Source organism: Kitasatospora sp. NPDC059803, from assembly GCF_042732255.1.
Taxonomy (GTDB): Bacteria; Actinomycetota; Actinomycetes; order Streptomycetales; family Streptomycetaceae; genus Kitasatospora.
In genome coordinates this window covers 3,606-12,645 of the sequence record NZ_JBHWIJ010000259.1, presented here as the reverse complement: position 1 = coordinate 12,645, position 9,040 = coordinate 3,606, and the positions used below count along the sequence as shown (strand labels likewise).

Annotated in this window: 7 protein-coding genes; all 7 read left to right on the top strand. The window is 74.3% G+C overall.

Annotated features, from left to right (window positions below; genetic code table 11):
- The first annotated feature begins 356 nt into the window (after positions 1 to 356).
- The 7 genes from hpnC (at position 357) to hpnH (ending at position 8,928) form a co-directional block, all read left to right on the top strand.
- Positions 357 to 1,337, top strand: coding sequence for a squalene synthase HpnC (hpnC, locus tag ACFV6I_RS30720; protein ID WP_380342341.1), 981 nt, complete (start codon positions 357 to 359; stop codon positions 1,335 to 1,337).
- 41 nt (positions 1,338 to 1,378) lie between these two features.
- Positions 1,379 to 2,236 (top strand): presqualene diphosphate synthase HpnD, encoded by an 858-nt coding sequence (gene hpnD, locus ACFV6I_RS30715; RefSeq protein WP_380342339.1) that lies wholly within the window; start codon positions 1,379 to 1,381, stop codon positions 2,234 to 2,236.
- A 142-nt stretch (positions 2,237 to 2,378) separates the two neighbouring features.
- Positions 2,379 to 3,815: a hydroxysqualene dehydroxylase HpnE gene (gene hpnE, locus ACFV6I_RS30710; protein ID WP_380342298.1), complete on the top strand. Its 1,437-nt coding sequence runs from the start codon at positions 2,379 to 2,381 to the stop codon at positions 3,813 to 3,815.
- 224 nt (positions 3,816 to 4,039) lie between these two features.
- Complete coding sequence (locus ACFV6I_RS30705; RefSeq protein WP_079136360.1) at positions 4,040 to 5,128, top strand: polyprenyl synthetase family protein; 1,089 nt, start codon at positions 4,040 to 4,042, stop codon at positions 5,126 to 5,128.
- A gap of 7 nt (positions 5,129 to 5,135) precedes the next feature.
- On the top strand, positions 5,136 to 7,220 hold the full coding sequence (gene shc, locus ACFV6I_RS30700) for a squalene--hopene cyclase (RefSeq protein WP_244293508.1): 2,085 nt from the start codon (positions 5,136 to 5,138) through the stop codon (positions 7,218 to 7,220).
- A complete protein-coding gene (locus tag ACFV6I_RS30695) occupies positions 7,217 to 7,897 on the top strand; it encodes a hypothetical protein (RefSeq protein WP_063350099.1) in 681 nt (226 codons plus the stop codon). Before shc ends, ACFV6I_RS30695 begins: the two co-directional genes overlap by 4 nt.
- Positions 7,898 to 7,899: 2 nt before the next feature.
- A complete protein-coding gene (gene hpnH, locus ACFV6I_RS30690) occupies positions 7,900 to 8,928 on the top strand; it encodes an adenosyl-hopene transferase HpnH (protein WP_063350100.1) in 1,029 nt (342 codons plus the stop codon).
- Positions 8,929 to 9,040: the final 112 nt, after the last annotated feature.

Here is a 9,040-nt window from a genome sequence, read left to right as displayed (position 1 = left end):
CCAAGTACGGCCCAGTACGAGGACGCTTCGCCGGCACGCCCAGCCGGGCGCCCAACGCCGCGCGCTGATCCGCCGCGAATTGTCAGACACGCCCTAACACCAGGCCGTCCAGGGGGCCGGTTCCGGGGATTTCCGGGGCCGGCCCCCTGTTCGTGCGCCCCCGTCGGTGCCCCGGGTGGCCCGCCGCCGCGGGGGTGAGCGCCCCCGTGCGCCGGGCGGGGCGCTCTTCTCCGGCGCGCCCCGTGGTGTCAGGCTGTATGCGCGGGGGCGGTGTGCCGGAGGTGGCGCCCCCGCTCGGACGCGTGTCCGAGTCGGGCCGGTGATGCCCAGCGGTGTAGAACGGGGGAGTGACAGCAGTGTCGGCTTCGGCCCAGCCCAGAGATACGTCGGTGAACCGCTCCGCGGGGGAGACCCTGGACAAGGCGGGCGCGGAGAACTTCCCGGTCGCCCCGTTCTTCCTGCCCGCGGCCTGGCGCGACGACCTGATGGCCGTCTACGGCTACGCCCGGCTGGTCGACGACGCCGGCGACGGCGACCTGGCCGATCCGGCCGCCACCGCCGCCCTGCTCGGGGTCGAGGCCACGCCCCCCGCCACCCCTTCGGCCCAGTCCGGCCCGCCGAGTCCGCAGGAGGTCGCCTTCCGCCTCGCACTGCTGGACGGACTGGAGCGCGATCTCGACCGGGTCTTCGAGGCGGCGCTCCACCCGGGAGCCTCCGAGGGCCCCCGCCACCCGCTGCTGCGCAGCCTCGTGCCGCTGGTCGACCGGCACGGGCTCACCCCGGAGCCGTTCCGCCGCCTGATCGAGGCCAACCGGGTGGACCAGACCACCACCCGCTACGCCGGCTACGACGACCTGATCGGCTACTGCACCCTCTCCGCCGACCCGGTCGGCCGCCTGGTGCTGGCCATCGCCGGCGTCGCCACCCCCGAGCGGATCGAGCTGTCCGACGCGATCTGCAGCGCCCTCCAGGTGGTCGAACACCTTCAGGACGTCGCCGAGGACCTCGCCCACGGGCGGATCTACCTCCCCGCCGAGGACCTCGCCCGGTTCGGCGTCACCGAGGCGGACCTCGCCGCCCCCACCGCCAGCGGCCCGGTGCGCGAGCTGATCGCCTTCGAGGTGCAGCGGGCCCGCACCCTGCTCGACCGCGGCGCGCCATTGGTAGGTACGGTTCGGGGGAGGCTTCGACTGCTCCTGGCGGGATTCACCGCCGGCGGGTACGCGGCCCTGGCGGCCATCGAGGACGCCGGGTACGACGTGCTCGCGCAGCAGGCGAAGCCGAACAAGCGCCGCCTCGCAGCGAAGGCGGCGGCAATCTTCGCGAAGGGAAGGTGAACGCCCGAGTGGCGGCATCACCACTGGCGTCGGCCCAGGTCATGGCGGCGTACCGGTACTGCGAGGCAGTCACCGGACTTCAGGCGCGCAACTTCAGCTACGGCATCCGGTTGCTGCCCGAACCCAAGCGGCTGGCCATGTCGGCCCTCTACGCCCTGGCCCGCCGGGTCGACGACATCGGCGACGGGGACCTTCCGTCCGACCGCAAGGCCGAGACGCTGGTGCGCACCCGGGAACTGGTGGACGAGGTCCGCGCCGGGGTGGTCGCCGAGGACGACACCGACCCGATCAAGGTCGCCCTGGCCGACGCGGCCCGGCGCTTCCCGATCCCGCTCGGCGGCTTCGACGAACTGATCGACGGCGTCGAGATGGACCTCAAGGGCGCCGAGTACCAGACCTACGAGGAACTGAAGGTCTACTGCCGCTGCGTGGCCGGCTCGGTCGGCCGGCTCTCGCTCGGCGTGTACGGCTGCGACGACCCCGAGCGCGGCGCGGGCTACGCGGACACCCTGGGCCTGGCCCTGCAGCTCACCAACATCCTGCGCGACCTGCGCGAGGACGCCCTGAACGGCCGTACCTACCTGCCCGCCGAGGACCTGGCCCGGTTCGGCTGCGAGCAGGGCTTCGCGCTGCCCAGGCCGCCGGTCGGCGCCGACTTCACCGGCCTGGTGGCCTTCGAGGCCGCCCGCGCCCAGGCCGCCTTCGAGGAGGGCCTGCGGCTGCTGCCGATGCTCGACCGCCGAAGCCGGGCCTGCACCGCCGCGATGGCGGGGATCTACCACCGGCTGCTCGGCCGGATCGCCGCCGACCCCGAGTCCGTCCTGCGCGGCCGGGTCTCGCTGCCGGGCTGGGAGAAGGCGTACGTCGCGCTTTCCGGGCTCGCCGGGGGGCGTTCTTGATTCTCACCGCAGTTCTGTCACGCTGTGTCAGCGGGGAATCACAAGCGGGCAGAGCAGTGTTGACCAGGACCGGGCCGGTCACGAGCGTGCCGGCCGGAGCGACCGCCGCAGGGCGGTCCAGCAATCGCGAGGGGGAGGGTCGATGACCGGGCGAGCCGATGCCGCGCGCCCGGCCGCCGTGGTGGTCGGCGGCGGCCTGGCCGGGATCACCGCCGCGCTGCGGCTGGCCGAGGCCGACCACCGGGTCACGCTGGTCGAGGGGCGGCCCAGGCTCGGCGGGCTGGCGTTCTCCTTCCAGCGCGGCGAGCTGACCGTCGACAACGGCCAGCACGTCTACCTGCGCTGCTGCACCGCCTACCGCGGCCTGCTGGAGCGGCTCGGCGCCGCCCGGCTGGTCCACGTACAGGACCGGCTGGACGTTCCGGTGCTCTCCGTCGCCGGGCCGGACGCGGCCCCGGTGCGCACCCTCGGGCGGCTGCGCCGGGCCGGCCTGCCCGTTCCGCTGCACCTGGCCGGCAGCCTCGCGCGCTACCCGCACCTCGGGCCGGCCGACCGCGCCCGGGTGGTCCGCGGCGCGCTGGCGCTCCAGGGCCTGGACCTCGCCGACCCGGCACTGGACGAGATCTCCTTCGGCGAGTGGCTGCGCCGCAACGGGCAGAACGCGAACACCCTCGCCGCCCTCTGGGACCTGGTCGGCGTCGCCACCCTGAACGCCCGGGCCGACCAGGTGTCGCTGGCGCTGGCGGCGATGGTCTTCAAGACCGGCCTGCTCTCCGACCCGGGCGCCTCCGACATCGGCATGGCCGCCGTCCCGCTCGGCGTGATCCACCACGACCGGGCGCTCGCCGAGCTGGAACGCGCCGGCGTGAAGGTACTGCTGCGCGCCCGCGTGACGGAGCTCAAGCCGGCGGTGCCCCAGCACGCCGTCCATCTGGAAGGCGGCGCGGAGCCGCTCCCCGCCGAGACCGTCGTGCTGGCCGGCGCCCAGGACAGCGCGGCCGCCCTGCTGCCCCCGAACGCCCTCCCCGGCCAGGACCGGCTGGCCGACTTCGGCACCGCGCCGATCCTCAACGTGCACGTGGTCTACGACCGCAAGGTGCTGCGTCGGCCGTTCTTCGCCGCCCTCGGCTCCCCGGTGCAGTGGGTCTTCGACCGCACCGCGCACTCCGGCCTGGCCGGCACCGGGCTCGGCCGGGCCCACCCCGGCGCCCAGTACCTGGCGCTCTCGCAGTCCGCCGTCCAGGACGAGATCGACCTGCCGGTCGCCGAGCTGCGCCGCCGGTACCTGCCGGAGCTGGCCCGGCTGCTCCCGGCCGCCGCCGGGGCCGAGGTGCTGGACTTCTTCGTCACCCGCGAGCGCACCGCCACCTTCGACCCGGCGCCCGGCAGCGCGCTGCTGCGCCCGTCGGCCCGTACCGACGTCCCCGGCCTGCTGCTGGCCGGCGCGTGGACGGCCACCGGCTGGCCCGCGACCATGGAGGGGGCCGTGCGCAGCGGCCACGCCGCGGCCGACGCGGCGCTCGCCGCGGCCGGCAGTCGGCTGCCGGCGGACCGGGGCGACGGGAGGTGGCCCCGGTGACGGCGGGCGCCGCCGGGGACCCCGCCAGAGCCGGCGGGCCTCCCGTCGACCGCACCGGCGGTAACGACACCGGCCGCACCGGCGGCACTGACAGCGGTGACACCGGCACCAGCCGCACCGACCCGAGCCGCATCGACACCGGCCACATCGACACCAGCCGCACCGACAGCGCAAGCACCCGGCCGCCCCGGGCGGTCCGGCACCACGAGGGAGAGGGAACGCACGTGGAGTCACGCACCGGCATCGCCGTCGGAGGCACGGCGCACGCCGAACCGGTCTCGGTGCCGGAGCTGCTGGCCCGCAGCCGCACGCTCTGCACCCCGCCGCTACGGTCCGCCGTCGCCCGTTTGGCCGCACCGATGGACACCGTCGCCGCGTACCACTTCGGCTGGATCGACCGGGACGGCACCCCGGCCAAGGGCGACGGCGGCAAGGCCGTGCGCCCCGCCCTGGCCCTGCTCTCCGCCCGGGCCACCGGCGCCGCCGCCGAGGTCGGCGTGCCGGGCGGGGTCGCGGTTGAACTGGTGCACAACTTCTCCCTGCTCCATGATGATCTGATGGACGGTGACGAGACCCGACGGCACCGGGCCACCGCCTGGACGGTCTTCGGTCCGGCCCAGGCGATCCTGGCCGGCGACGCCCTGGCGACGCTCGGCACGGAGGTGCTGCTCGACGCCGCGGTGACCGGCGGTACGAGCCCCACCGACGCCGCACGCGCCGTCCGGCTGCTCACCACGGCGACCCGCCGACTGATCGACGGCCAGGCCATGGACGTCGCCTTCGAACAGCGCGACAGCGTCACCGTCGCCGAGTGCCTGGAGATGGAGGGCGGCAAGACCGCGGCGCTGCTGGCGGCCGCCTCGGCGATCGGCGCCGTCCTGGCCGGGGCCGACGACAAGGTCTCCGAACCGCTCCAGCGTTACGGCCACCACCTGGGCCTGGCCTTCCAGGCGGTGGACGACCTGCTCGGCATCTGGGGCGCCACCGAGGTCACCGGCAAGCCGCACTGGGGCGATCTGCGCCAGCGCAAGAAGTCCCTGCCGGTCGCCGCCGCGCTGGCCGAGGGCGGCGCGGCCTCGCGCCGGCTCGCCGAGCAGCTGGCCGACCCGAAGGGCCGCGGCGAGGAGGGCGAGCCCGAGCTCGCCGCCCGGGCCGCGCTGATCGAGGAGGCCGGCGGCCGCGCCTGGACCCAGGAGGAAGCCCGCCGCCAGCACACGACTGCCCTCGCCGCCCTGGACGAGGTGCCCATGTCCGACGAGGTGCGCGAGCACTTCGTCGCACTCGCCGAATTCGTGGTGGTACGAGAGAGGTGACGTTACGTTGACAGCAACCGCGGACGGCCGGCTCGACCCTGAGTACGATTCCGAGCCGGTCGCGGTGGGCGACCGCCCCCCGACCCTCCTGGGCGCCGGGCGGTGGCAGCCCGAAGACACCGACCAGCTCCGGCCGGCCGGTGAGGCGGACCTCGGAGCGGCCGACGCGCGGGAGGCACTGGCCCGCGCCACCACCCACCTGCTCTCGCTGCAGAGCTCCGAGGGCTGGTGGAAGGGCGACCTGGAGACCAACGTCACCATGGACGCCGAGGACTTACTGCTGCGGCAGTTCCTCGGGATCCGGACCGAGGACCAGACCAAGGCCACCGCCGAATGGATCCGGTCCCAGCAGCGGGAGGACGGCACCTGGGCCACCTTCCACGGCGGGCCGGCCGAACTGTCCACCACCGTCGAGGCGTACGTCGCCCTCAAACTCGCCGGCGACGACCCCGAGGCCCCGCACATGGTGGCCGCCGCGCGGTACGTCCGCTCCGCCGGGGGCATCGCGGCCGCCCGGGTCTTCACCCGGATCTGGCTCGCGCTCTTCGGCTGGTGGCCCTGGGAACGGCTCCCCGAGATGCCGCCCGAGATCATCTTCCTGCCCAAGTGGCTGCCGCTGAACATCTACGCCTTCGGCTGCTGGGCCCGCCAGACCATCGTCCCGCTGACCGTCGTCTCGGCCCACCGCCCCGTCCGTCCGGCGCCCTTCCCGCTCACCGAGCTGCACACCGACCCGGACCACCCCTACCCCGACCGGCCGCTCGCCCCCGCCACCAGCTGGGACGGCCTCTTCGAGCGCCTCGACAAGGTCCTGCACGCCTACCACCACCGAGCCCTGCGCCCGCTGCGCCGGCTCGCCGTCTCCCAGGCCTGCCGCTGGATCGTCGAACGGCAGGAGGCCGACGGCTGCTGGGGTGGCATCCAGCCGCCCGCCGTGTACTCGCTGATCGCCCTGCACCTGGAGGGCTACGAGCTGGAGCACCCGGTGATGCAGGCCGGACTCTCCTCCTTCGACCGCTTCACCGTGCACACCGAGGACGGCCGGCGCTGGCTGGAGGCCTGCCAGTCCCCGGTCTGGGACACCTGCCTGGCCACCATCGCGCTGGTCGACGCCGGGCTGCCGGCCGACCACCCGGCGCTGGTCTCGGCCGTCGACTGGATGCTCGGCGAGGAGATCCGCAAGGACGGCGACTGGTCCGTCCAGCGGCCCACGCTGGCCCCCGGCGGCTGGGCCTTCGAGTTCGAGAACGACACCTACCCCGACATCGACGACACCGCCGAGGTGGTGCTCGCGCTGGGCCGGGTCGACCACCCCGACCCGGCCAAGGTCGATGCGGCGATGGACCGCGGCGTGCTCTGGAACCTCGGCATGCAGTCCAAGAACGGCGCCTGGGGCGCCTTCGACGTCGACAACACCAGCACGCTGCCCAACAAGCTGCCGTTCTGCGACTTCGGTGAAGTGGTCGACCCGCCGTCCGCCGACGTCACCGCCCACGTGGTGGAGATGCTCGCCGAGACCGGCCGGGCCCGCGACCGGCGCACCCGGCGCGGCGTCGAGTGGCTGCTGCACAACCAGGAGGCGGACGGCTCCTGGTTCGGCCGCTGGGGCACCAACTACATCTACGGCACCGGCTCGGTGCTGCCCGCCCTGGTCGCGGCCGGCGTCCCGGACGAGCACCCGGCGATCCGGCGCGCCGTCCGCTGGCTGGAGGACCGGCAGAACACCGACGGCGGCTGGGGCGAGGACATGCGCTCCTACGAGGACCCGGCCCGCTGGGCCGGGCGCGGCGACTCCACCGCCTCGCAGACCGCATGGGCGCTGATGGCGTTGCTCGCGGCCGGCGAGGGCCCGGACGGCCGGGCCAACCCGGCGGTGGAACACGGCGTGGACTGGCTGGTGCGCACCCAACTGCCCGAGGGCACCTGGGACGAGCCGCAGTTCACCGGCACCGGCTTCCCGTGGGACTTCTCCATCAACTACCACCTGTACCGGCTGGTCTTCCCGGTCACCGCGCTCGGCCGCTACCTGCACGGCAGTCCCGCCCTCGGCCGCCGCAACGGCGACACCCCGGCGATCGGGGCGGCGCGGTGACCACCGCCCCGCTGCTGGTGCTCTGCGCGCTGGGACCCGAGGTCTGGGCGCTGCGCGGTGGCGACTGGCGCGGTGCGGCCGGCGGGCCGCCGGTGCTGGTGCGCACCGGCATGGGCCGGCGGCGGGCCGCGCTGACCGTCCGCCGGCTGCTCGGCTCCGCCCCCGGCGGCTACGGCGCGGTCGTGGTGGCCGGCTTCGGCGCCGCGGTCGGCCCGGGCGTGCTGCCGGGCGACATCGTGGTCGCCGACGGCGTGCGCGACGCGGAGGGGCACCTGTACCCCGTCGACTCCGGGCCGGAGCTCGCCAGGGCCCTCAAGGAACTCGGCCTGACCGCGCACGCCGGGGTGCACCACACCGCCGACCACGTCGTCCGCGGCCTCGAACGGCGCGCCCTGCACCTCCAGGGCGCGCTCGCCGTCGACATGGAGGCCGCCGCCGTGCTGGCCGCGCTGCGGGAACGGCGGCCGACGCTGCCCGCCGCCGTCCTGCGGGTGGTCGTGGACACCCCCGAGCGCGAACTGCTGCGGCCCGGCACCCTCCCGGCCGGGGTGCGTGCCTGGCGGACCCTGCGGGCGGCGGTACCCGCCCTGGTCGACTGGTACCGGCAGGAGTCCCGGCCCGGCCCCGCGGACCTGAACCACCCCACATCCTCGACGCTCCCCCAGGAGGCGAGCTAGCCATGGCCATGCCGTTGCGCCAGACCGTGCGGGTCGGCACCTACCTCATGCAGCAGAAGCTGCTCAAGCGCCGGGACAAGTTCCCACTGATCGTCGAACTGGAGCCGCTGTTCGCCTGCAACCTCGCCTGTGAGGGCTGTGGCAAGATCCAGCACCCGGCGGGTGTGCTGAAGCAGCGCATGCCGGTGGCCCAGGCGGTCGGCGCGGTCCTGGAGTCGGGTGCCCCGATGGTCTCGATCGCCGGCGGCGAGCCGCTGATGCACCCGCAGATCGACGAGATCGTCCGCCAGCTCGTCGAGCGCCGCAAGTACGTCTTCCTCTGCACCAACGCGCTGCTGATGCGCAAGAAGATGGACAAGTTCAAGCCCTCGCCGTACTTCACCTTCGCCGTGCACATCGACGGCATGCGCGAGCGGCACGACGAGTCGGTGGCCAAGGAGGGCACCTTCGACGAGGCGGTGGCGGCGATCAAGGAGGCCAAGCGGCGCGGCTTCCGGGTCACCACCAACAGCACCTTCTTCAACACCGACACCCCGCAGACCATCATCGAGGTGCTGGACTTCCTCAACGACGAGCTCAAGGTCGACGAGATGATGATCTCCCCGGCCTACGCCTACGAGAAGGCCCCCGACCAGGAGCACTTCCTCGGCGTCGACCAGACCCGGGAGCTCTTCCGCAAGGCCTTCGCCGGCGGCAACCGGAGCCGCTGGCGGCTCAACCACAGCCCGCTCTTCCTGGACTTCCTGGAGGGCAAGGCCGACTTCGAGTGCACCCCCTGGGGCATCCCCAACTACTCGCTGTTCGGCTGGCAGCGGCCCTGCTACCTGATGGCCGACGGCTACGTGCCCACCTACCGCGAACTCGTCGAGAAGACCGACTGGAGCAAGTACGGCCGCGGCAAGGACCCGCGCTGCGCCAACTGCATGGCGCACTGCGGCTACGAGCCGACCGCCGTACTCGCCACCATGGGCTCGCTCAAGGAGTCGCTGCGCGCCATCACCGAGACCATCGGCGCCAACCGCGGCCACTGAGCCGGTCGTTCGACCGCGCCACCGCTCCCGAGGACACCCCGTCCGGCCCGGGCCCCGCGCCCCGGCCGGCCCCGCCCCCCCCGGGCGGCGGGCCCACCCCGCCCCAGCGCGT